The following is a 21,930-nucleotide window of genomic DNA, read 5'->3' as shown; positions in this document are numbered from 1 at the left end:
GCCCACGGCGCGATCAGGAGCCTTCGATGAGCAGACTCGACGAGATACTGGACAGGATGGAGGCGCTGGAGCGCGAGCTCGCCGAGGAGCTGAGCGCCGGGCAGAGCCGCCTGGCCTACACCTTCCGCAAGGGCAAGGTGCGTTTCGAGCGCGAGGTCCGGCAGCGCCACGCGAAGCTCGCCGCCAAGTGGTCGGACTACGTCTACGAGTCCGGGGTGCTGATCATCCTCACCGTGCCCATCATCTGGGGCGCGCTGCTGCCCGCCGTCCTGCTGGACGCGGTGGTCTTCGTCTACCAGCTCGTCTGCTTCCCCATCTACGGCATCCCGCGCGTGAAGCGGCGCGAGCACATCGTCATCGACCGCCAGGCGCTCGGCTACCTGAACCTCATCGAGAAGCTGAACTGCATGTACTGCGGCTACTTCAACGGCCTCATGTCCTACGTGCGCGAGGTCGCGGCCCGCACCGAGCAGTACTGGTGCCCGGTGCGCCACGCCCGGCCGCCCAAAAGCATGCACGGCCGCTACCGCTACTTCTTCGACTACGGCGACGCCGAGGCCTACCGCAAGGGGCTTTCCGAGGTGCGCAGACGCTTCGGCGACCTGCGCGGAGAAGGGAAGTGAGGCGGGGAAGCGCTGCGGGAGACGGCGCGGCCCGAAGAGAGGCGGGCCGGGCCTAGCCCGCCGCGGGGGCGCCGTTCTCGATGCAGGCGCGGGCCTCGTCCACGAGCCGGTTGCAGACCGCCCGGTCGTTGGCGGTCGCGGCCCGCTCCAGGGCCCGGCCCACGTCCGCCAGGCACTGGAAGCCGAAGGGCCCGGCCGAGCCCTTGAGGCTGTGGCCGTGGCGGGCCAGGCCGTCCATGTCGCCCGCGGCCAGGGCGGCCTCCATCTCGGCGATGCGTCGTCTGCTCAGCTCGATGAACTGCGGGACATAGGGGATGAGGGCCGGATCCGTTCCCGCGTCCGGCCCTTCGTCGCCGCCCGGCCGGTCCGCGCCCGTCATCGCGGCGGGAATCGCCGCGGGGCAAGCTCCGGGGACCAGGCGGCGGGTGAGCACGGCCATCAGGTTCTCGCGGCGCAGGGGCTTGTGCAGCACCTCGTCGAATCCCGCCTCGAGGCAGCTCTTGTCGTACTCGCGGGTGGCGTGCGCCGTGAGCGCGATGAGCGGCGTCCTGGGCAGCCCGCCCGCCTCCTCCACGGCGCGCATCCTGCCCGCCGCCTCCAGCCCGTTCATCCCGGGCATCTCGATGTCCATGAGCACCGCGTCGTAGGGGGCGTCCCCGGACTGCTCGCGCACGAACGACCCCACGGCCTGTCCGCCGCTCACGGCCTCGTCCAGGGCGAGCGGCTGGCCGCGCAGGAAGATGCGCAGGATCCGGCGGTTCTCCTCGGCGTCCTCGACCAGCAGCAGGCGCGCCTGGGGCAGCCGGACGTCGCCCGAGGGCGACCCCTGCGGCCCGGGCCCGCAGGCGGACGGTTCGGCCGGGCAGGAGCCGGGCTCTCGGACGGCGGCATCCGGCGTGCGGTCCGTCGTGTCCTGGGCGCCGGGCAGGTCGATGGAGAAGAAGAAGGTAGAGCCGCGCCCCTCCTCCGAGGCCACTTCGAGCCGTCCGCCCATCATGGCCACGAGGCGCTTGGATATGGTCAGGCCGAGGCCGGTGCCGCCGAAGCGGCGCGTGGTGGAGCTGTCGGCCTGGCAGAAGGGGTCGAAGATGGTGGCCTGGGCCGTGGGGCTGATGCCGATGCCCGTGTCGCTGACCTCGAAGCGCACGCTGTCCCCTCCCCAGGAGGCGGCGCGCAGGATCACGGAGCCTTTCGGCGTGAACTTGACGGCGTTGCCGAGCAGGTTGACCAGCACCTGCCTGAGCCGGACAGGATCGCCCAGGCGCCGCCCCCCGACCGACGGCTCGGCGCAGCAGAGCAGGGCCAGCCCCTTTCTCTCGGCGGTCGGGCCGAAGAGGCGGCAGACCTCGCCCACGAGGGAGGCGAGGTCGAAGGGAAGACATTCGAGGGCGATCTCGCCCGCCTCGATCTTGGAGAAGTCCAGGATGTCGGAGAGGAGGTTCATGAGCAGCCCGCCCGAGGAGGCCATGAGCGCGGCGCACTCGCGCTGCTCCGGGTCCAGGCGCGAGCGCTGCAGCATCTCGCAGGCGCCGAGCAGGACGTTCATGGGCGTGCGGATCTCGTGGCTCATGACGGCCAGGAACTCGTTCTTGGCCGTGTTGGCCTTCTCCAGGGCCCGTTCGCGGGCCGTGAGCCTGGCGAGCATCTCGTTGTAGCTGGCGATGACCCGGCCGATCTCGTCGCGCGAGGACCACTGCACCGGGCTCGGCTCGCCGCGTCCGGCCGAGCGGATGGCCTCGTCCAGCCGTTCCAGGGGGCGGCCCGCGATGTGGCGTTGGACCTCGAACATGGCCAGGGCCACGATGGCCACGACCACGAACAGCAGGCCCGCGATCACCGCCAGGGCGCTCAGCATCTGCTCGCGTATGCCTGCGAAGTCCACGGTCAGGCGCATGCGGCCCACCCGCGCGGGCCTGCCTCCGGCGTCGAAGACGATGTCGTGCGAGAGGATCCGCGTCTCGCCCTCGGCCTCTGATCCGCGCCTGACGCCGGCCACCTCCTTGCCCTTGTCGTCGAAGACGGCGGCCTCGACCACGTCCGGGGTGAGAAGCACGGACTCGAGGTTCAGCCGCACGTAGTCCAGGTTGAAGTTCCACATGGGCTGGGCGAGGCTCGCGCATTTGAGGGCGAGCAGGTTCTCGGCCCGGTCTTCCGCCCTGCGCATGAGCCCCTGGTGGGCGATGAAGGCGAAGAGCGCCGTGGAGAGCACGTAGGCGACCACCAGGGGCGGAAGCACCGCCAGGGCGTACTTGGCGCGCAGGGAGGTCAGCGAGTCGAAGATGTGCATGCGGTTCCCTGGCTCAGGGCGTCTGCGGGGGAGGCTCGATCCCCGGGTACCAGCGGGCGTAGATGGCCTTGAAGGTACCGTCCTTGCGCATTGCGGCGTAGGCCTGGCGCAGCCGTTTCACGATATCGGGCCGGGTTCCGGGCGAGAGGGCCAGATAGAGGTCGGCCTGGCGGATCTGGTAGATCGGCTTCAGGCTGTCGGCCGCGACGCCCGCGAGCCTGGCGTAGTCGCTGATGGCCAGGTTCGAGCTGATGATCATGTCCAGGCGCCCGGCCTCGAGCTTGCGCATCGTGGCCGCGATGTCGTCCGCCGGGTCCACGTTCCGGAAGCCCTTCTGCAGGAGGAACTGGCACTTGGCGTCCTCGCGGTTGGCGCCGATGCGTCCCACCTCGCGGGCGTCGTCCAGGCTCGTTATCGTCAGGTTCGAGTCCCTGAGCGTGAAGAAGTCCCAGGTGATGCGCAGCAGGGGGCCTATCCATTGGAAGAGGTCCTCGCGCTCCGGGGTGCGGGTCGTGGAGAAGAGCGCGGTGTCCGGCTCCTGCTGGGTCAGGCGGTAGCCGCGCGGCCAGGGGGCGACCGTGATCTCGGCCGTGAGGCCGCTTCGCTTCAGCATCTCGAGGACCATCTCGGTGCTCGACCCCGTGAGATGGCCGTCCTGCTCGAAGTTCGCAGGCGGCGAGTTCTCGGTGTAGATGGTCAGGTCGGTGGCCAGGACAGCGGCCGGGCTCCCCGCGAGCAGGAGCAGGGAGAGAAGGAGGGCGACGGACGACGGAAGGCATCGGCTCATGGGCTGGTCCACTGGCTTGGTGCTTTCGTCCTCCCTTCCGGGAAGGAGTGTTTCGTGTCGGACGCGTGACGGCCTTCTTCCGTCTCCCCCGAAGCGGGAAGAAGGTCCAGGCCGTGTCGCGGCGGGGACCGGTCCCGCGCATGGTGCGCCACAGGCTGGATGCACAGACAGTATTCTTTCCCCCGATACATGTACAGCCGAAGGCGGCCGGATTTCCTCGGCAGCGCCGGTCGTGGGCGCGTCACTCCTGCAGGCCGGGGCCTTCGGCCGGAAGCTTCGCGCCCGGCAGGGCCTGGTCGTCCTTCAGGTTCACGCCGGACAGGCCGAGCCGCAGGGATTTCTCCAGGAGGTAGGCCAGGGTCGTCGCTGCGGCGGCGTGCGGCTGGCCCTCGGGCCGGACGTTGGAGATGCAGTTGCGGCGTTCGTCCGTGAGTCCCACCTCGGGGCCGTGGGTCATGTAGATGCCCATGCTGTCCGGGGAGCTGAGCCCGGGCCGCTCGCCGATGAGCACGACCACGGCGCGCGCGCCGAGGAGCTCGCCCACCTCGTCGCCCACGGCCACGCGGCCGAAGGAGACGAAGTGCACGGCCGAGAGCGAGAGCCCCTGCGCGGCGGCCAGGGGCAGGAAGGCGGCCAGGAAGGGCGCGGCCTGGCGCTGGATGGCGGCCGAGGAGAGGCCGTCGGAGACGACGAGCGCGACGTCCCGGGGGGCGTCGCCCGGCCTGCCCGCGCGCAGGGCCTTCACGGACCCGGCGTCCAGCCTGCGGCCGAGGTCCGGGCGCAGCAGGTACTCCCGGCGCTCGCGCGCCCGGCTGGACAGGGGCACCACGGCAAGGCCGAGGTCCGCGAGCTCGGCGAAGAGGCGCTCCTGGTCCAGCGGAAGGTGCACGGCGTCGCGCGCGCGGGCGTGGTCCAGGGAGAAGCGCAGGTGTGCGGCCGTGGGCTGGCTCACGCCCGAGCGGCCGAGCGCGATGCGCGCGTCGGTGAATGCCTTCAGGCGCTGCCAGGAATCCTGGACCACGGGGGCGACGGCGGCGCTTTGCGCCGTCCCGGCCCCGGCAGGCGTTTTTCCGGATGCTTCCGCCATCTCGTCGCTCCCCGTCCTTTCCGTGGTCGTGCTTTCCCGCCCGCTCATGCGGGCAGCTCCAGGCGCAGCTGGTCCTCGGAAAGCGTCAGCTGGCGCATGTCGTCGTCGAAGAATCCCATGCCCACGAGCCACTGCTCGAACTCCGGCGCGGGGCGCAGCCCCAGGAGCCTGCGCAGATAGAGGGCGTCGTGAAACGAGGTCGTCTGGTAGTTGAGCATGATGTCGTCCGAGCCGGGGATGCCCATGATGTAGGCGCAGCCCGCCGCGCCGAGCAGGGTCAGGAGCACGTCCATGTCGTCCTGGTCGGCCTCGGCGTGGTTGGTGTAGCAGACGTCCACGCCCATGGGCAGGCCGAGCAGCTTGCCGCAGAAGTTGTCCTCGAGCCCGGCGCGGATGATCTGCTTGCCGTCGTAGAGGTATTCCGGCCCGATGAAGCCGACCACGGTGTTCACGAGCAGCGGCCGATAGGCGCGGGCAACGGCGTAGGCCCTGGCCTCGATGGTCTGCTGGTCCACCCCGTGGTGGGCGCCCGCGGACAGTGCCGAGCCCTGGCCGGTCTCGAAGTACATGACGTTGTCGCCCACCGTGCCGCGGCGAAGCGAGAGCGCCGCCTCGCGGCCCTCGGCCAGCACCGCGAGGTCCACGCCGAAGCTCCTGTTCACCGCCTCGGTGCCGCCGATGGACTGGAAGACCAGGTCCACGGGCGCGCCGCGGCCGATGGCCTCGATGGTCGTGGTCACGTGGGTGAGCACGCACGACTGGGTGGGGATGGCGTAGCGCTCGCGCACCTCGTCCAGGGCCTCGAGCAGCCGGATGACGTTGCCCAGGTTGTCCGTGGCCGGGTTGATGCCGATGCAGGCGTCGCCGCTGCCGTAGAGCAGGCCGTCGATGACCGAGGCGAGCACGCCCCGCGGGTCGTCCGAGGGGTGGTTCGGCTGCAGGCGCGCGGACAGGCGGCCCGAAAGCCCGATAGTGCCGCGAAAGGCCGTGACGTTCTCGATCTTGGAGGCGGCCAGGATGAGGTCCTGGTTGCGCATGAGCTTGGAGACCGCGGCGGCCATCTCCGGGGTCAGGCCGGGCGCGAGGGCGGCGAGGCTCGCGGCGTCGGCCGCGTCCGAGAGCAGCCACTCGCGGAACTCGCCGACCGTGAGCCCGGACACGGGCGCGAAGGCGGCCTCGTCGTGGCTGTCCACGATGAGCCGGGTGACCTCGTCCAGCTCGTAGGGCACGAGCTGCTCCTCGAGGAAGGCGCGAAGCGGCGTCTCGGCCAGCACGTACTGCGCGGCCACGCGCTCCTCGGCGCTGCGCGCGGCCACCTGGGCCAGGCGGTCGCCGGAACGCTCGGGCGTGGCCTTGGCCATGACCTCCCGCAGGGTGGAGAAGGAATAATGCCTGCTGCCGAGTGTGACGCTGCGCATGAAGCCTGTCCTTGCTCTCTCGGGTTCCGGCGCGCGGAGGATGGGATGATGCGGCCCCTCGGGGGCCCCCTGTCCGCGTTCGCGCAAGCATTCCCCTTACATGGACACGCAGGCAAGCTCAACCGGCACCGGACCTCGGACAGGCTGTTTTTGACGGAAAAGTGAAAGAAATTGACTTGAATAGGTAAAACGTATTTCCTGCGTGCGTACATGCTCTCGCCAGCGGCCCGGATTTGATGTAACGGGTGCCTGCGGAAGAAAGAGGCGTTCAAGAGGGGAAGGGAAGCCGTTCATGTCCACGCATCCATTTCCGGAAATTCTCGGAGTGTATTCGCTGCAGAAGACCAGCGAGATAGGCACTGGCGGCACGGCCTCCCGGCAGCATCAGGTGACCTACTGGTACGCCCGCAGGCTCGACGAACAGCGTTTCGAGGTTCAGCCGCTGAACGTCCACCACGTGCCCTCAGGTCTCCGCAAGGAAGTCCCCGAACTCGAGTTCCTGAAGAACTACGTGCCGGAGCCGGACTACTACAACCGGCATACCGTGCCCGCCCTGGCCACGCTGGCGCGCAAGATCGAGCAGGGCGAAAAGTTTTTTTCCATGAACAAGCTGGACGACGCGGAGCGCGAGTTCCTGAAGGCCCTGATGATCGACGAGAGCAACGTGCGGGCCAACTTCGGCCTGGGCGAGGTCTACTCGGAGAAGAAGGACTTCGTGAAGCTCAAGAAGGTCCTGGACACCCTGCTCGGGCTGGACGAGGCTTTCCATTTCGAGCAGCGCACGCGCTTCAACAGCTTCGGCATCAGCCTGCGCAAGAACGGGCACCTCGAGGAATCCCTGCGCTACTACCGGAAGGCGCTGGAATACAACGACCGGGACGAGCACATGTATTTCAACATCGCCCGCGTCTACTTCGACAAGGGCGAGCGGAACAAGTGCTGCGAGCTGCTTTCGGCGGCGCTCGAGATCAACCCCGGCTTCGAGGAGGCGCAGCGCTTCCTCAGATTCTGCTCCCGCGACTGCGCGGGCCAGGGGGCGTGAGCGGAGCGGATCGCAGGCGCCGCGGATATCTCCGGAGTTTATTTCGCTCCGCGGCATGGACACGCGGGCCCCGAGAACTTATGTGAGCCCTGGCGAAAAAAACCGGACTTGATCTTTTTTGCCGTGCTCTTTAGGGCTGCCGGACAGCCCTCACCATTGAAATAAGGAACAGTAGACACATGGCCTTGCCGCGACTTGTAATTGGCGACCTGAATCTGGCCCTCCCGATCGTCCAAGGCGGAATGGGAATCGGCGTCTCCCTTTCCAGCCTTGCCTCGGCCGTTGCCCGGGAGGGTGGCGTGGGCATCATCGCCACCGCCGGAATCGGCTGGGACGAGCCCGATTTCAAGACCGATTTCGTGGCCGCCAACTCCCGCGCCCTGGCGCGGCACATCCGGCGGGCGAGAAGCCTCTCGGACGGCGTCATCGGCGTGAACATCATGGTCGCCCAGACCAACTACGACGCGCTGGTGGAGACCGCCGTGGCCGAAGGCGCGGACATCATCTTCTCCGGCGCCGGGCTGCCGCTCTCCCTGCCCAAGCACGTGGAGGGGAAGAGCGCGCCCAAGCTCGTGCCCATCGTCTCCTCGGCCCGCGCGGCCCAGATCATCTGCAAGAAGTGGAAGCAGCGCTACTCCCGCCTGCCCGACGCAGTGGTCGTGGAAGGCCCCATGGCCGGAGGCCATCTGGGCTTCCGCCCCGAGCAGGTGACGGATCCCGAATTCGCTCTGGAGCGGCTCATCCCCGCCGTGGTCGAGGCCGTGCGCCCCTTCGAGGAGGAGAGCGGCCGCCGCATCCCCGTGCTGGCCGCAGGCGGCGTGTTCACCGGCGCGGACATCCTGAAGTTCCTGCGCCTCGGCGCCTCGGGCGTGCAGATGGGCACCCGCTTCGTGGCCACCGAGGAGTGCGACGCCGCGCCCGAGTTCAAGCAGGCCTACCTGAACGCCAAGGAGGGCGACCTCGAGCTCATCAAGAGCCCGGTCGGACTTCCGGGGCGGGCCATCATGAACCCCTTCGTGCGCGACATGCGCCGCGGCGACAAGGAGCCTTCCGGCTGCATCTACCACTGCCTGCAGGGCTGCGAGTGCGGCGCCGGGCTCTTCTGCATCTCCGAGGCCCTGATCGACGCCAAGAAGGGCGACATGAAGAACGGCCTCATCTTCGCCGGACGCAACGCCTACCGCGTGGACAGGATCATCCCGGTCAGGGAGCTGGTCGCCGCGCTGCAGGCGGAATACGAGACGGCCTGCGCGGCCGAGGGCGAGACGGTCTAGTGTGATGTCCACAAAATACGCAAAGCCGTATTTTGTGGAAGATCGCTGCGCCGAAAACGTGGTTTTCGGCTTGCTCACGCCGCCGCATCTCTGCTGTCGGCGGAACCGGGCATTCGCCCGGTTCACGTGTCGCGTACGCCTCCTGCGTAGCAGATCAACTTTTTTCATGGACGCGACACGGGATCCGGGGAAGGAGCGCGGATCGAGACTTCCGGGCCCCGTCCACGCCTTCTGCCGCAGTGCCGCGGCAGCTCCTCGGCGTGCCGTTTGAAAAATATGCCTTTACATTGTCCCCGCAAGAGGACAATATTTGCAGGCTCAGCGTGATTAGGACAAGAGTCCACGCCTCGTCCGCCTCCCCGGCGGACCACGGCTCCGCGCCAGAACGCGGACCCAGACCAGCCATCTCGTCCCAGAGCCCGATCATGACACCAGCCGGCAGAGCCGGCGGAGCGGCCCGGCATCACGCACTCGGCCGCGATCTCCCTCGAACATAGGACATATTGTGACTTTCGAATCGTTTTCGCTCGACCAGCGGATTCTCGCCGGCGTTCGCGCGGCGGGCTACACCACGCCCACTCCCATCCAGGAGCGCGCCATCCCCTCGGTCCTCGCGGGCCGCGACGTCATGGGCCTGGCCCAGACCGGCACCGGAAAGACCGCGGCCTTCGTGCTTCCCATCCTGCAGCGCATGCTCGCCGCGAACTTCTCCGGCCGCGGCCCGGTGCGCGTGCTCGTGCTCGCCCCCACGCGCGAGCTGGCGCTCCAGATCCACGAGACCTTCGTCGACCTTGGCAGGCAGACCGGCATGCGCAGCGTGGCCGTCTTCGGCGGCGTGGGCATGCATCCCCAGATCAAGGCGCTCAGGCAGTCCTCCGTGGTCGTGGCCTGCCCCGGCAGGCTCATCGACCTCCTGAACCAGGGCGCGGCCGACCTCTCGCAGGTGAACACCCTGGTGCTGGACGAGGCCGACCGCATGCTGGACATGGGCTTCATGCCCGACCTGCGCCGGATCATGGCCAAGCTCCCGCGCGAGCGCCAGAACCTGCTTTTCTCTGCCACCATGCCCACGGAGATCCGCTCCCTGTGCGCCAACCTGCTGCACGAGCCGACCGTGGTCCAGGTGGCCAACACCGCGCCCGCCGAGAGCGTCAGCCACGCCCTCTATCCGGTCGAGGCGCACCGCAAGTCCGCCCTGCTGGAGGCCATCCTGCGCGAGGACGAGCACGAGTCCGTGCTGGTCTTCACCCGCACCAAGCACCGCGCCAAGAACCTGGCCCAGCAGCTCTCCCGCAAGGGCTTCGACACCACCTTCCTGCAGGGCAACCTCTCGCAGAGCCGCCGCCAGGAGGCCCTGGAAGGATTCCGCTGCGGCAAGTACCGGGTCATGGTGGCCACGGACATCGCGGCGCGCGGCATCGACTGCGCCCGCATCTCCCACGTCATCAACTTCGACCTGCCGGACACGGCGGAGAACTATACGCACCGCATCGGCCGCACCGGCCGCGCGGACCGCAGCGGCGTGGCCATCACCCTTGTCACGGGCGAGGACGCGCAGCAGGTGCGCATGATCGAGCGCACCCTGGGCCAGAGCATCGCCCGCAGGCAGCTTGCGGGCTTCGACTACGACGCGCCCGCTCCTGCCGGTGCCCGCGCCGAGTCCCGTTCCGACGGACGTTCTGCCGGACGTCCCGGCGGCCGTTTCGGCGGACGCGGCAACGGCCGCGGCAACGATCGGGACAATGGACGCGAGAATGGGCGTGACGGGCGCGGCCGTTCTGACGGCAAGCCCCAGGGCGCCAAGCCGCAGGGCAACGCCGCCAAGCCCGCCTCCGACGGCCGCTCCGGCCGTTCCGGCCGCGGCGGCCCCCGCCGTCCGCGCCAGCCCGACGCGCGCTAGGCGCATTCCCGAAATCCGACCATGAGAAAGGCCCCGCGAAAGCGGGGCCTTTTTCGTTCGCGCGCCTGCATCTGCACGCAACGTCCGTGTGCTCAGGGCTCAGCGGTCCTCGTCGTCCTCGTCATCCAGCTTGCCCTTCATCCAGAAGAGCAGGGGATCGGGTCCCCGTCTGCCGCGCCGGTTCCAGCGCCGCCGCATGCGCGTGAGGAGCAGCAGAAGGAGGACGCCGATGGCCGCGACGACCAGGACGAAGACGCCGGTGGGCATGTCCCGCATGGCTCAGGCTCCTTGGGATGGCCGTTGGTCCCTCGGGGCCGAGCATAGCCCCGAACACCGGACATGGACAGGGGAAAGAGCGTGCGGGCGGAGGGACGGCCCGCGCAGGCCGTCCCCGCGCGGCTAGGCCACGACCAGCATGTGCAGGTCGCAGACGTTGGTCATGGTCGGGCCGGTCTTGAGCAGGCGCCCGATGCGCTCGAAGAAGTGGTAGGAGTCGTTGGCGCGCAGGGCCGCGTCGATGGACAGCCCGGCGGCCTCGGCCTCGCCGAGGACCTCGCGCGAGGCGAAGGCCCCGGCCGCGTCCGTGGGGCCGTCCGTGCCGTCCGTGGAGGCGGAGAGGAAGTGGATGTCCCGGCCCTTCAGCTCGTCGCGCGCCATTTCGGCCAGGAAGGCCAGGGCCATCTCCTGGTTGCGGCCGCCCTTGCCCTGCCCACGCAGGGTGACCACGGTCTCGCCGCCCGCGATGACGCAGGCGGGCTTCTTCACCAGAAGGCCGCTTTTGCGCACGTCCGAGGCGATGCCGTAGAAGAACTTGGCCGCCTCGCGCGACTCGCCGGTCAGCCCGCAGGTCAGGGCGGCCACGTTGTAGCCGAGCCCCCGGGCCGTGTCGCAGGCCGCGAGCAGCGCGGCCTGGTTTGAGCCGATGAGGATGTTCGTGGCGAGCATCGTGGCCGGGTCGCCCTTCTTGGCCGTCTCGGGCAGCCTGCCTTCGGCCCCGAGCCTCAGGGCGCGCATCACCGCCTCGGGCGCGTCTTTTTCCAGGCCGTACTTCTCGACGATCCCGAGGGCCTGGGCGAAGGTCGTCTCGTCGTGGCTGGTGAGGCCGGAGGCGATGGTGTCCAGGCGGTCGCCGACCACGTCGGAGAGGATGAAGTTGAGGCTGGTCGCCGGGGCCATGAGCTGCAGGAGACGCCCGCCCTTGACCCCGGAGATGTGCTTGCGCACGCAGTTGATCTCCCCGATGTCCGCGCCCGAGGCGAAGAGCGCCGCGGTCATGCGCTGCTTGTCGGAAAGGGTCAGGCGCACGGAGTCCGCGCCGTCGTCGTGCACCAGGGGGCAGGGCAGCAGGGCCGAGCCGCCGCCGGAGACCAGGTTCAGGACCAGGGTGCGGCCGGTGAGGCCGCGCGCCAGCTCCACCATGGCCCGCGCCGCCTCCACGCCGTTCTCGTCCGGCGCCGGGTGGCCTGCCTCCATGACCCGCACGTGCGAAAGCGGCTCGCCGTGGCCGTACTTCACCGAGACCAGGCCCTCGCTTATGCGGTCGCCCAGGATGTCCTCGAAGGCCCTGGCCATGCGTGCCGAGGCCTTGCCGGCGCCGAGCACCAGGATGCGGTCGAAGTCCGTGAGATCCACCTCGTGGCGCTGGTCCTCGAAGGCCACCGACAGCCGCGAGCCTTGAAGGCGCACGTGGTCGACGATCATCTTGTAGGGGTCGATGCGGGTGAGTGCCGCGTCGAAGATGCGTTCGAGATCGGAAAGGGGGGTCATGGTCTGGCGAGCCTCCTTGGACATGAAGACGTGCTGCCCGGCCGGGGGCCGGAAGTGGCGACGGAGTGCAAGCTTAGCCGAGCGGGGCGGGGGGCTCAAGAGGGTGGCGCTCACAGGGGGCCGAAGGTTCTTCGTGATCATTGGCGATTTTTAGAGTCCGATTTTTTCAACTGGAAAATTTGTACTTTTCTATTAGATTGTCTACGGGGGGGAAATAACAGCGGAACGGCGGTTCGCACCAAAGAGGAGGGAGGCATGTTCAAGAACATCTCCATCGGTACGCGCATCTTCTCCCTGTTGGGCATCATGCTGCTCTTCATTGCCGGGGTCATCCTCGCCTTTCTGATGGAGACCCGGGCCATCACGCAGTTCGGAGTGTCCGAGACGCAGCGCATCATGCTCCAGGACCAGAAGGACAAGCTGCAGGTCGCCACGCACAGCATGGCCCAGTCCCTGGGCGAGACGCTCAAGGGCGTGGAGAGCCAGGACGCGCGCATCGCCTTGATCCGCGCGGCCGTCGACCCCATCCGCTTCGAGGACGACAAGTCCGGGTATTTCTTTGTCTACCAGGGTACCACCAACGTGGCCCTGCCGCCCAAGAAGGAGCTGCAGGGCAAGGACCTGGGCGAAGTCTCCGACAAGAACGGCGTCTTCTACGTGCGCGAGCTGGCCGCCCAGGCGGGCAAGGGCGGCGGATTCGTGAGCTACGTCTTTCCCAAGCCTGGCAAGGGCGACCAGCCCAAGCTCGGCTACGCCGAGATGATTCCGGGCACGGATTTCTGGATCGGCACCGGCATCTACGTGGACAACATCGACGAGGCCAAGACCTCCATCCGCTCGGCCATGGAGGATATGGTCGCGAACCGCACGACCACCATCCTGGGCGTGGTCGTCGGCATCTTCGTCATCCTCGTGCTGCCGCTCTCGCTCGGGCTCATCGGCAGCATCGTCAAGCCCATCCGCGCGGCCACGGCGGCCGCCTCGCAGGTCGCCGCGGGCAACCTCGAGGTCGCGCTCGAGGCCGAGGGCAAGAGCGAGGTCGGCGTGCTGAACCACGCCCTGGGCGACATGGTGGCCACGCTGCGCGCCAACATCGCCGAGATCACGGAGAAGACCCGCCTGGCCGAGGACAAGGCGCGCGCCAGCGAGGTCGCGAGCCGGGAGGCGAACGAGGCGCGGGCCAAGGCCGAACGGGCCAAGGCCGAGGGCATGATGCACGCGGCCCAGGCGCTCGAGAAGGTGGCCGAGGGCATATCCTCGGCCGCCGAGGAGATATCCGCACAGGCCGAGGACATCAGCGGCGGCTCGGACACGCAGCGCGACCGCATCCAGACCACGGCCACGGCCATGGAGGAGATGAGCGCCACGGTGCTCGAGGTGGCCCGCAACGCCGCCCATGCCGCCGAGGAAGGCAAGAGCACGCGCGACCGCGCCGTGAACGGCGCCGGGGTCGTGGCGCGGGCCATGGAGGCCATGCGCGCCACCGAGGAGAAAACCCGCCGCCTGCGCGAGACCATGGGACAGCTCGACGAGCGGGCCAAGGCCATCGGCAACGTGATCACGGTCATCAACGACATCGCGGACCAGACCAACCTTCTGGCGCTGAACGCGGCCATCGAGGCCGCGCGCGCGGGCGACGCGGGCCGCGGCTTCGCCGTGGTCGCGGACGAGGTCAGGAAGCTCGCCGAGAAGACCATGGTGGCCACCAAGGAGGTCGGCGAGTCCATCAACGCCATCCAGCACGTGGCGGACGAGAACGTGCGCGGCATGGAGGCCGCGGTGGGCGACCTGGCCCGGGCGGCGCAGCTGTCCACAGAGTCGGGCAAGGCGCTGGACGAGATCGTGGAGGGCACCGAGCAGGCCGCGGCCCAGATCCAGGCCATCGCCACGGCGGCCGAGGAGCAGTCCTCGGCCACGGAGGAGATCAGCAGCTCGGTGGAGGAGATAAACTCCATCGCCCAGAGCACGGCCAGGAGCGTCGAGGAGACGACCGTGGCCCTGCGCGCCCTGGCGGAGCAGAGCTCGGCCCTCATGGCGCTCATCCGGGACCTGAAGGCCGAGGGTGAGGGCACGAAGGCATAACCGAGGAATACGGCCCGCAGGGCCGATGGCAGCCGGGCCGCACAGCGCGGTCCGATGACGGCAGCCCCGTCCGGACGATCCGGGCGGGGCTGTTCGCGTTTCGGCCCGAAGGAAGCCGGGGTCGCCTGCTTCGGCCCCTAGGCCCCGGTGCCGGGCGCGACGAGCACGTAGCGCGTGGCCGGTCCGCGCCCTTCTTTGCGCACCAGGCCGCGCGCGACCATGTCCTGCAGGTCGTAGAGGGCGGCGCGCGGCGAGAGGGAGCCGTCGAAGAGGTCCTGGTAGTCGCCGCGCGACATCTCCCCCTGGCGCAGCAGCACGGCGTAGGCCTTGCGCTGGCGGGCGTTCAGCCCGGCCTGCGCCTCGGCCGCGTTGCCTGCGTCGGCGGACGCTGCGGGCAGGGGTTTGCCAGGGGGAGGCGTCGGCGTGTCGGGGAGGGGCGAGGGGCGGGAAGGCCGCGCCCCGGGCTCGGCGGTCTCTGCCCAGCGGCTGCTTTCCGCCTGCCGGGCGGGTGCGGCAGGCGCGCGCTTCCCCGTGCCGGAGGGGCCGTTCTGCATGCGGGGGCGCTGGAGCGGCCATTCGGGAGCGTCGGACTCCGCTTCTTCGCTCCCCGCTCCTTCGGGCGCCGCGGGTGATGTGCCCGGCGCGGACGACGCGGGTGTGCCGGTGCCCGAGGACATCACGGCGTGTCCGAGCAGCAGGTTCACGCCCGGGGCGCGGATGACGTCGCTCTCGAGCTTCACGTCGCTGGCCTGGATCACGTCGCCCTCGGCCATGACCACGGCCCGGGTCAGGCAGTTCACGAACTCGCGGATGTTGCCGGGCCAGTCGTAGGCCCGCATCTTCTCCAGCGACCCGCGCGACAGCCCCATGCCGCGTCGGCCGGTGATCTGCTCGGCCTGGCCCAGGTAGTGGCGGGCGAGCAGGGGCAGGCTCTCCGGGTGCTCGCGCAGGGGCGGGGTGGCGATGGAGAGGACCTTGAGGCGGAAGTAGAGGTCCTCGCGGAACTCGCCGCGCTCGATGAGCTCGGTGAGGTCCGCGTTGCTGGCCGCTATGACGCGCACGTCCACGTCGATCTCGGTGTCGCTGCCCAGCGGCTTGATCTTGCGGATGGACAGGGCGCGCAGGAGCGACTGCTGGACCTTCGGCGAGGCCGACTGGATCTCGTCCAGGAACAGGGTGCCGCCGTGGGCCTCGTAGAAGGCTCCCTTGCGGTCGCCGCGCGCCTCGGTGAAGGCGCCCTTGATGTGGCCGAAGAGGGCGTCGAGCAGCAGGTTCTCGTCCAGCGCGCCGCAGTTGAGCGAGATGAAGGGCAGCCCGGAGCGCCTGCTGTTGCGGTGGATGGCCTCGGCCGCGAGCTGCTTGCCCGTGCCCGTCTCGCCGAGCACCAGCACGTCCACATCCACCTGCGCGGCCTTCAGGATGTCGCCCCGCAGCTGCTCCATCCGCGGCCCCAGGCCGATGATCTCGGGCAGAGACCCGGTCCGCTCGCTGTCCGCGCGGTCGCCCGCCGCGGCCTCGGCTATCTCCGCGTCGAGGTCGGCCCGCTCCTTCAGGTTCACGTTGAGGATGGCCTCGTCCTTCAGCCGGATGACCTCGAGCTGCTGCTTGATGCGCGTGATCAGGTTGTTCACGGCGGTCTGCAGCGCCCTGGTCTCGTAGCCGGTGGCGGGCAGGTCCACGGGCTCGAGCCGCCCGGACTGCTGCATGAGGTCCACGGCGTGCGCCAGGCGGTTCAGGGGCCGGGAGATGGTGCGCGAGAGGATGTAGATGATGATGGTGATGATCAGGATGGTGCCGAGCGTGATGATGAACATCACGTCCAGGTGCTTGTAGCCCGCGGCCATGATCAGCTTGGTGCGGTCGATGAAGGCCACGCCGCCGTAGACCGTGGGCGGCGCGTCGGGCGCGGGCGAGAACATGATGGGCGCGTAGGCGAAGTAGTGGGTGCGCACCGAGCCGCCGTGCGCGTCCGCCTCGGGCAGCACCTCGAGCCCGGCCTTGCCCTCGCGGATCGAGCGGACCATGTCCCAGTAGGCACCGGCCGAATCCGCCGGACGGAAGGCGTTGGGCTGGCCAGGTCTGCCGAGCGTGCCCTCGAAGCCCGCGCGGGCGAGGTAGGTGGACAGCGGCAGGTCCGGCTTGTCGTGGTCCTCGGACTGGAAGAGCATCCAGCCCTCGGGGTCCACGACGTAGAAGTAGCGCAGCTCGCTGCTGCGCGCGTAGGCGAAGAGCGGGGAGCGGGGCGAGTTGTGCAGGGAGAGGAGGTTGCGCAGCGCGTGCGCGTCGAGTCCCAGGATGAGGAAGCCCGGCGGGGTGGTGGCGTTGCCCGGATACCTGGCCACGAAACGCACGACCTCGGCCGAGAAGTGGTGGCCGGGCGCGCCGGGCAGGGAGGCGGGATACTCGACCTCCGTGGGCTGTCCGGGCAGGACCGCGCCCTGGGCGAGGTTCGCCGCGCGCTCGAAGGTGAGCAGCGGGTTCGGCCGCACGTCGGCCACCTGGGCCGCGGGGATCTGGTGCACGTCCCCGCCCTGGCGCACCAGGAAGATGTGGTCCGCGGGCTTGGACGAGACGTAGGCGTATTCCACGTACCTCGGTCCGCCCGCCTGCTGCAGCCGCTCGAGGAAGGCGCGCATGTCCTTGGGGGTCACGGGCTCGCCCAGGGCGAAGACGAGGTCGGAGCGGCAGCGCGCCAGCAGCGACTCCACGTCGTGCGTGATGGTCAGGGCGCGCACGCGGACGTTGCGCTCCGTGGCCACGCCGATGAAGTAGTCCGAGAGGGTGTAGTTGATGTAGCCGGTGACGACGAGGATGAGGATGACCGGGGGGATGAGCATGACCATGAGCTTGCCCCTGAGGCTGAGTCCCCCGAACGCCTCGCTGAACCAGGTGCGTAATCCACCGGGCATTGAGTCCTCCCCGTTGCTCGCGGCACGTCGAGTTGAGGCGGCATGGCACGCTCCCGGGATCGGGAGTTCGTTTTCCGCTTATGCGCTTACCGCGCAAAAAGTCAATCTGCGAAATTTCCGGCATGGCGGTTGCAGCTCTGATCGCGCAAGGCAGGGGCCCTCCCCCCTGCCGCCGCCGGAACAGGCGGGCTGAGACAAACCTCGGGCATCCACCAGCCCATTCAGCCGCCGGGTTCCACACGTCCCTCCTTAAGGCGGCGCGTCCGGGCAATCGGCTCTGTCCCTCACCGAACAGCCCGGGCGCGCCGCTCCTCCCTGCAAAGGCCCTGAAACCTCCACGCGGACCGGCTCCGGTGCCTTCCGGCTTTCTGCCCGTGCGCTCGTCGGCATGGCTCCCGGCCGCGCGGGTCCCGGCGATCTCGCGGGCCGCCCGGCTCCCACCCCGCCTGCCTCGCCCCGCCTGTCTTGCCATGCTTGTCCGGCCACGCTTGTCCGGCTCGAACGCCGAGGACATGCAAGGGCAGCGGCCGATCACGCATCCTTCTTCCTCCAACTGCCCTTTCGCGTCCGCCATCTCCCTCCCGACAAATTCCCTGCGCGATCCCGTCCGGGAGCGAGGAAATCCTCTCGCCGGGCACGCTTTCTTTGCTCCGCCTCCCGCCGCATTGCGCAGCCCCCTGATTTTTCGTCCGAACGCCGTCCGCGCTCGCCCCCTGCCGCTTCCGCCCCTGTCCGAGGGCGCTGCGCGCGGCGTGCGGGCCAGGCAACATCAGAAGCTTTGCGGGGAAGGCCTGCGCGAAAGAGAGCAGATTTGTACCGCGCATGTCGTATAATTATCCAAAATAATAAATATTTTTAAAAAATGTTTGCGCGTTTCCGGCGCGGGCGCCCACCGCATGGCCGGGTCGCGCATGCCTTTCGCGCAGGCACACCGGTTGCAATTCCGGGGGCAGCCCCTGCGCGAAAGCGCGACGCGGTGCGCGGCGCAGGGTCCCCCAACAGCCCCGAGGGGCGAGGAGGCAGGATGGAGATGAAGCAGGAAACGAGACGCATGCCGCCGGTCCCGGGCAGGGACGGATTCGCCCGCGCGCAGGCGGCCCCCTGTCCGGACATGGGCTGGGGCGGTTTCCTGTGCGCCGAGTCCGCCCCGGGTGCGCTTGCGGAAGTATTCCCGCTCGGCTGCGTGGCCGGACGGGTCGCGGCTCCGGACGGGATACGGATCCCTCCGGCGCACGAGAACGTGTGAGAACGTCTGAGGAGGAGAGGTTATGAGAAGGTTGTCGCGGATTCTTTCCCTGTGCGTCCCGATCGTGCTTATGCTGCCTGCCCTGGCTCTGGCCGCGGGCGGCCCGGCCTCGGAGCTCGTCGTCGTGGCCGATACCAGGGTGCTCGGTCCCGGCATGCTGCGGTACCTGGCCGACCTGTACAACACCAACCCCACCCTGTTCGCGGTCTGGGCCACGGTGCTCACCGCCTGCTACGGCTGCTTCCTTGGCCTGATCACGGACTTCCTGATGAAGCGCACGGGCATCGACCTGAAGTCCCGCAAGATCGTCGAGCACTAGGCCGCAACACAGAGGAGGACAAACAATGGACGCTTCCTGGCTGTACATGTGGATGCCCATCGCGGGCATGAAGATTTTCTGGCCCGGCCTCGTGCTCATCGGCCTGTCCGTGGGCATCATCGGAGGCTTCTTCGGCATGGCGGGCGCCTGGATGGTGACCCCCGGCCTCAACATCCTGGGATTCCCCATGGCGTTCGCCATCGGCACGGACATGGCCCACATCGCCGGCAAAGCCATGATCTCGACCATGCGCCACTCCAAGTTCGGCAACGTGGACTACCTGCTGGGCTTCATCATGCTCGCAGGCACCATGGTAGGCATCGAATGCGGCGCACAGGTCATCATGTACCTCGAACGATTGGGCAACCTGGCGACCATCGTCCGCTGGACCTACGTCGTCCTGCTGGCCCTCATCGCGGCCATGGTCTTCTACGACTATTCCAAGGCCGTCTCCAAGAAGAAGCACGGCGACGTGGGTGAGCACGGCGCCGAGGGCGTGACCTGGTACAAGACCCTGCAGAAGCTGCACATCCCCCCCATGGTCCACTTCAAGACCGCGGGCTTCACCTGCTCCGCGTGGCTGCCCATCTTCGTGAGCTTCCTGACCGGCGTGCTGGCGGGCTTCCTGGGCATCGGCGGCGGTCTCATCCGCATGCCCGCCCTGGTCTACCTCATCGGCTGCCCGACCCACATCGCCGTGGGCACCGACCTCTTCGAGGTCATGATCTCCGGCCTGTACGGCGCCTTCACCTACTCCCTGAAGGGCCGCATCGAGCTCGTGGCCGTCTTCGTGATGCTCACCGGCGCCGCCGTGGGCGCGCAGATCGGCACCGTGGCCACCAAGTACGCCAAGGGCTACGGCATCCGCCTGACCTTCGGCTTCGCGGTGCTCGCGTGCATGCTCTCCATCATCCTCAAGCAGTACAAGTTCGACGCCGCCGCCGCGGTGACCATCCTCGGCGCCATCTCCGTGATCAGCCTGTGGATCCTCAAGGTCATGCTCTCCGGCGCCGCCGACGAGCTGCGCCACAAGGCGCAGGCCGGTCGTACCAACGCCTAAGGACAGGAAGAAGGAGAATCGAGATGCGTATCAAGACGATCATCGCGAGCCTGGCCGTGGCCGCCGTCCTGACCCTCTGGGCGGGCCTGGCCATGGCCGCCGAAGTGGCCCAGGGCAAGTGCGTCTCCTACAACCAGGACGCCAAGGTCATCGTCATCGACGAATATGACACCAACCCGACCAAACAGGCCCCCTACGGGCAGCCGACCGGCGTGCAGAGCACCTTCGACGTCTCCGGCGCCAAGATCGGTATCAAGCCCGAGCCGGGCGACGTGCTGCGCATCGCCTTCGCTTCCGAGGGCAGCGCGCGCAAGGCCAGCAAGGTCATGAACGTCTCCAAGCAGGACCTGCGCAAGAAGTAGGGCCCTGAACACCACCCCGAGGGGAGCCGCCACGCCCCGGCGGCTCCCCGATTCGGGGGCTCGATCCGGCAACGGGCGGGAAGCACGAGCACCAAGGAGCACGAAGATGTCGTTACGCACCAGGAAGATCGTCACCCTGCTGGCCATGGACGCGGCCCTGGCCGCCGAGCTGGCCTACGGATTCTACAGCGGCTTTCACGGCGAGGACTTCTCGCAGTCCTTCCTGCACGCCTACCTGCCCGTGTTCCTGCCCACCATCATAGGCTTCATGTGGACGCTCAGGCGGCTGAACAAGAAGATCGCCGCCGAGGACGAGGCCGCGGGCCGCGAGCCCGAGAACACGGCGCCGCAGAGCGTCTTCTAGCCACGGGGCGGAGAAGCGGATGAAACGCTGGCTGGACTGGATCTCCCGGGCCCTCTTCGTGGTCTTCCTGTTGAGCGTCCTGGACATCGCGCTCTACCTGGTCTTCGACTCGGGAGAGCCGTTCCGCATCGTCAGCGGCCGCGAGATGCCCATCGTCGGCTCGCTGAGCGACAAGGAGGCAGCGCTCCTGCCCGCGGTCACCGAGCAGTCCGAGCGCGACGTGAAGCTCGCCGCCGAGCGGGCGCAACGCCTGCTGCTCTTCACCGCGGACAACGACTTTCTCGGCCTGCGCCTGGCGGACGTGCGCGGCCGCATGTGGCGCGGCACCCTTTTCGCCACGCGCGAGGCCACGGACGGGCAGTACTCCTTCACCGTCGTGCCCAGGGACATGCCGCCCCCCTCGTCCCAGGCGTCCGCGGAGCAGCGCGCGGAGCAGCACACCGTGCGCATCTTCGAGAGCGAGCGCGCCCTGCGCGACAGCTACGCCTCGTTCTGCGTGCGCTACCTCGGCGCGGAGCCGTGGTGGACCACCGGCGCCACCATGATCGCCACGGCCGTCATGCTCGGCCTGGCCTTCATCCGGGGCGGCAAGGAGGCCCGCAACCTCCAGGCCAGGGGGCTCGGCCCCATCTACAAGCTGGCCCTGGGCCAGGGCGCGGGCGAATGGGAGCTGCTCTTCGGCCTGGGCGCGGAGCACGGCGTGACCGAGGGCGCGACGCTCGCGGTGCTGGACTCGGACGGCCACTGGCTCGGCGAGTTCAGGGCCTACGGCGTGAGCGCGGACGCCTCGCGCGGACGTCTGGACAAAACCGTGCCGGTCACGCACGATTGCCTCATAGCCCGGATGTGGGCCGAAGAGAAACGCAGGGCCTGAGGAGCGCGCCCGGGTCCTGCCCCTGTCGCCGCCGAGTGCGCGCGGCCGAATTTTGATCTGCCGCCGTCGGCCGGGCATCGGAACGCGCGCTCCGGTCCCGGCCGCACGGCGCGGCCACGGAGGAGAACCCCGTGGATGCAGTCGACGTCCTCTTGGTAGACGACGAGGAAGAGGCCCTGGCCCTCTACGGCAAGCGGCTGGCCAGGCGCGGCATGTCGCCCCGCCTGGCGCGCGACGCCGAGGAGGCCTTCGCGGCCATCGCCGCGAAGGTCCCGGACGTGGTCGTCCTCGACGTGCGCATGCCCGGCATGGACGGCCTCACGGCGCTCGCCCGCATCAAGCGCGAGCACCCCGGGGTGCAGGTCCTCATGCTCACCGGGCACGCCAGCGTGGAGGCCGCGGTGCAGGGCATGGAGCGCGGCGCGTTCGACTATCTGGTCAAGCCCGTGGCCCTGGAGGATCTGGTGCAGAAGATCCACGAGGCCCTGGGCGAGGGCGGGGAAGAGCGCTAGCCGAAAGCCCGCCGCGT

19 protein-coding genes are annotated in these 21,930 nt (G+C 68.9%); 12 read left to right on the top strand and 7 right to left on the bottom strand.

Going from position 1 to position 21,930, the window contains the following annotated elements:
- Positions 1-26 precede the first annotated feature (26 nt).
- Complete coding sequence (locus DSX2_RS10740) at positions 27-623, top strand: hypothetical protein (RefSeq protein WP_020881058.1); 597 nt, start codon at positions 27-29, stop codon at positions 621-623.
- Between the two features lie 52 nt (positions 624-675).
- Here DSX2_RS10740 and DSX2_RS17600 read toward each other — a convergent pair whose 3' ends face one another.
- From DSX2_RS17600 to DSX2_RS10720, 4 genes are all read right to left on the bottom strand, one after another.
- Entirely contained in the window at positions 676-2,910 is a 2,235-nt protein-coding gene (locus DSX2_RS17600) for an ATP-binding protein (RefSeq protein ID WP_020881057.1), read from the bottom strand.
- Between the two features lie 13 nt (positions 2,911-2,923).
- The gene (locus tag DSX2_RS10730; protein ID WP_020881056.1) at positions 2,924-3,697 is read right to left on the bottom strand and encodes an ABC transporter substrate-binding protein; all 774 of its coding nucleotides are present in this window, start codon (positions 3,695-3,697) and stop codon (positions 2,924-2,926) included.
- Positions 3,698-3,938: 241 nt separating this feature from the next.
- A complete protein-coding gene (gene eutC / locus DSX2_RS10725; RefSeq protein WP_020881055.1) occupies positions 3,939-4,784 on the bottom strand; it encodes an ethanolamine ammonia-lyase subunit EutC in 846 nt (281 codons plus the stop codon).
- A gap of 44 nt (positions 4,785-4,828) precedes the next feature.
- Positions 4,829-6,202 carry an ethanolamine ammonia-lyase subunit EutB gene (locus DSX2_RS10720; protein ID WP_020881054.1) on the bottom strand — a complete coding sequence of 458 codons (1,374 nt, stop codon included), beginning with the start codon at positions 6,200-6,202 and terminating at the stop codon, positions 4,829-4,831.
- A gap of 292 nt (positions 6,203-6,494) precedes the next feature.
- On the opposite strand from DSX2_RS10720, the gene DSX2_RS10715 reads away from it, so the two are divergent.
- From DSX2_RS10715 to DSX2_RS10705, 3 genes are all read left to right on the top strand, one after another.
- On the top strand, positions 6,495-7,244 hold the full coding sequence (locus tag DSX2_RS10715) for a lipopolysaccharide assembly protein LapB (protein ID WP_020881053.1): 750 nt from the start codon (positions 6,495-6,497) through the stop codon (positions 7,242-7,244).
- Positions 7,245-7,423: 179 nt separating this feature from the next.
- Positions 7,424-8,518: a nitronate monooxygenase family protein gene (locus tag DSX2_RS10710; protein ID WP_020881052.1), complete on the top strand. Its 1,095-nt coding sequence runs from the start codon at positions 7,424-7,426 to the stop codon at positions 8,516-8,518.
- 505 nt (positions 8,519-9,023) lie between these two features.
- Positions 9,024-10,418 (top strand): DEAD/DEAH box helicase, encoded by a 1,395-nt coding sequence (locus DSX2_RS10705; RefSeq protein ID WP_020881051.1) that lies wholly within the window; start codon positions 9,024-9,026, stop codon positions 10,416-10,418.
- Positions 10,419-10,517: 99 nt separating this feature from the next.
- Here DSX2_RS10705 and DSX2_RS18595 read toward each other — a convergent pair whose 3' ends face one another.
- Together DSX2_RS18595 and DSX2_RS10700 are read right to left on the bottom strand one after the other, a co-directional pair.
- The gene (locus tag DSX2_RS18595) at positions 10,518-10,694 is read right to left on the bottom strand and encodes a hypothetical protein (protein WP_020881050.1); all 177 of its coding nucleotides are present in this window, start codon (positions 10,692-10,694) and stop codon (positions 10,518-10,520) included.
- 123 nt (positions 10,695-10,817) lie between these two features.
- Complete coding sequence (locus DSX2_RS10700; protein WP_236615107.1) at positions 10,818-12,209, bottom strand: glycerate kinase; 1,392 nt, start codon at positions 12,207-12,209, stop codon at positions 10,818-10,820.
- Positions 12,210-12,440: 231 nt separating this feature from the next.
- Between DSX2_RS10700 and DSX2_RS10695 the strand changes: the two genes are divergently transcribed.
- Positions 12,441-14,267, top strand: a complete 1,827-nt coding sequence (locus DSX2_RS10695) for a methyl-accepting chemotaxis protein (protein WP_020881048.1) — start codon at positions 12,441-12,443, stop codon at positions 14,265-14,267.
- 137 nt (positions 14,268-14,404) lie between these two features.
- On the opposite strand, the gene DSX2_RS10690 is transcribed toward DSX2_RS10695, so the two are convergent.
- Positions 14,405-17,176, bottom strand: a complete 2,772-nt coding sequence (locus tag DSX2_RS10690; RefSeq protein WP_020881047.1) for a sigma 54-interacting transcriptional regulator — start codon at positions 17,174-17,176, stop codon at positions 14,405-14,407.
- Positions 17,177-18,206: 1,030 nt separating this feature from the next.
- Between DSX2_RS10690 and DSX2_RS10685 the strand changes: the two genes are divergently transcribed.
- From DSX2_RS10685 to DSX2_RS10655, 7 genes are all read left to right on the top strand, one after another.
- Positions 18,207-18,422, top strand: coding sequence for a hypothetical protein (locus DSX2_RS10685; RefSeq protein ID WP_152512920.1), 216 nt, complete (start codon positions 18,207-18,209; stop codon positions 18,420-18,422).
- Positions 18,423-18,444: 22 nt separating this feature from the next.
- Positions 18,445-18,741 carry a DVU0150 family protein gene (locus DSX2_RS10680; RefSeq protein ID WP_020881044.1) on the top strand — a complete coding sequence of 99 codons (297 nt, stop codon included), beginning with the start codon at positions 18,445-18,447 and terminating at the stop codon, positions 18,739-18,741.
- Positions 18,742-18,766: 25 nt separating this feature from the next.
- Entirely contained in the window at positions 18,767-19,801 is a 1,035-nt protein-coding gene (locus tag DSX2_RS10675) for a sulfite exporter TauE/SafE family protein (RefSeq protein WP_020881043.1), read from the top strand.
- Between the two features lie 23 nt (positions 19,802-19,824).
- The gene (locus DSX2_RS10670) at positions 19,825-20,163 is read left to right on the top strand and encodes a hypothetical protein (RefSeq protein ID WP_020881042.1); all 339 of its coding nucleotides are present in this window, start codon (positions 19,825-19,827) and stop codon (positions 20,161-20,163) included.
- A 106-nt stretch (positions 20,164-20,269) separates the two neighbouring features.
- Positions 20,270-20,527 carry a hypothetical protein gene (locus DSX2_RS10665; RefSeq protein WP_020881041.1) on the top strand — a complete coding sequence of 86 codons (258 nt, stop codon included), beginning with the start codon at positions 20,270-20,272 and terminating at the stop codon, positions 20,525-20,527.
- A 19-nt stretch (positions 20,528-20,546) separates the two neighbouring features.
- The gene (locus DSX2_RS10660) at positions 20,547-21,401 is read left to right on the top strand and encodes a hypothetical protein (RefSeq protein ID WP_020881040.1); all 855 of its coding nucleotides are present in this window, start codon (positions 20,547-20,549) and stop codon (positions 21,399-21,401) included.
- A gap of 131 nt (positions 21,402-21,532) precedes the next feature.
- Entirely contained in the window at positions 21,533-21,913 is a 381-nt protein-coding gene (locus DSX2_RS10655; RefSeq protein ID WP_020881039.1) for a response regulator, read from the top strand.
- The last annotated feature ends 17 nt before the right edge of the window (positions 21,914-21,930 follow it).

It is taken from the genome of Desulfovibrio sp. X2 (assembly GCF_000422205.1).
GTDB lineage: Bacteria > Desulfobacterota > Desulfovibrionia > Desulfovibrionales > Desulfovibrionaceae > Alkalidesulfovibrio.
The sequence above is the reverse complement of the archived record's forward strand: the minus strand, read 5'-3'. Positions and strand labels throughout refer to the sequence as shown.

Excerpts from the sequence above, each read along its gene's own strand:
- DSX2_RS10740 (WP_020881058.1), top strand. The coding sequence starts at position 27 with ATGAGCAGACTCGACGAGATACTGGACAGGATGGAGGCGCTGGAGCGC.
- DSX2_RS17600 (WP_020881057.1), bottom strand. The coding sequence starts at position 2,910 with ATGCACATCTTCGACTCGCTGACCTCCCTGCGCGCCAAGTACGCCCTG.
- DSX2_RS10730 (WP_020881056.1), bottom strand. The coding sequence starts at position 3,697 with ATGAGCCGATGCCTTCCGTCGTCCGTCGCCCTCCTTCTCTCCCTGCTC.
- eutC (WP_020881055.1), bottom strand. The coding sequence starts at position 4,784 with ATGGCGGAAGCATCCGGAAAAACGCCTGCCGGGGCCGGGACGGCGCAA.
- DSX2_RS10720 (WP_020881054.1), bottom strand. The coding sequence starts at position 6,202 with ATGCGCAGCGTCACACTCGGCAGCAGGCATTATTCCTTCTCCACCCTG.
- DSX2_RS10715 (WP_020881053.1), top strand. The coding sequence starts at position 6,495 with ATGTCCACGCATCCATTTCCGGAAATTCTCGGAGTGTATTCGCTGCAG.
- DSX2_RS10710 (WP_020881052.1), top strand. The coding sequence starts at position 7,424 with ATGGCCTTGCCGCGACTTGTAATTGGCGACCTGAATCTGGCCCTCCCG.
- DSX2_RS18595 (WP_020881050.1), bottom strand. The coding sequence starts at position 10,694 with ATGCGGGACATGCCCACCGGCGTCTTCGTCCTGGTCGTCGCGGCCATC.
- DSX2_RS10700 (WP_236615107.1), bottom strand. The coding sequence starts at position 12,209 with ATGTCCAAGGAGGCTCGCCAGACCATGACCCCCCTTTCCGATCTCGAA.
- DSX2_RS10695 (WP_020881048.1), top strand. The coding sequence starts at position 12,441 with ATGTTCAAGAACATCTCCATCGGTACGCGCATCTTCTCCCTGTTGGGC.
- DSX2_RS10690 (WP_020881047.1), bottom strand. The coding sequence starts at position 17,176 with ATGCCCGGTGGATTACGCACCTGGTTCAGCGAGGCGTTCGGGGGACTC.
- DSX2_RS10685 (WP_152512920.1), top strand. The coding sequence starts at position 18,207 with ATGAAGCAGGAAACGAGACGCATGCCGCCGGTCCCGGGCAGGGACGGA.
- DSX2_RS10680 (WP_020881044.1), top strand. The coding sequence starts at position 18,445 with ATGAGAAGGTTGTCGCGGATTCTTTCCCTGTGCGTCCCGATCGTGCTT.
- DSX2_RS10675 (WP_020881043.1), top strand. The coding sequence starts at position 18,767 with ATGGACGCTTCCTGGCTGTACATGTGGATGCCCATCGCGGGCATGAAG.
- DSX2_RS10670 (WP_020881042.1), top strand. The coding sequence starts at position 19,825 with ATGCGTATCAAGACGATCATCGCGAGCCTGGCCGTGGCCGCCGTCCTG.
- DSX2_RS10665 (WP_020881041.1), top strand. The coding sequence starts at position 20,270 with ATGTCGTTACGCACCAGGAAGATCGTCACCCTGCTGGCCATGGACGCG.
- DSX2_RS10660 (WP_020881040.1), top strand. The coding sequence starts at position 20,547 with ATGAAACGCTGGCTGGACTGGATCTCCCGGGCCCTCTTCGTGGTCTTC.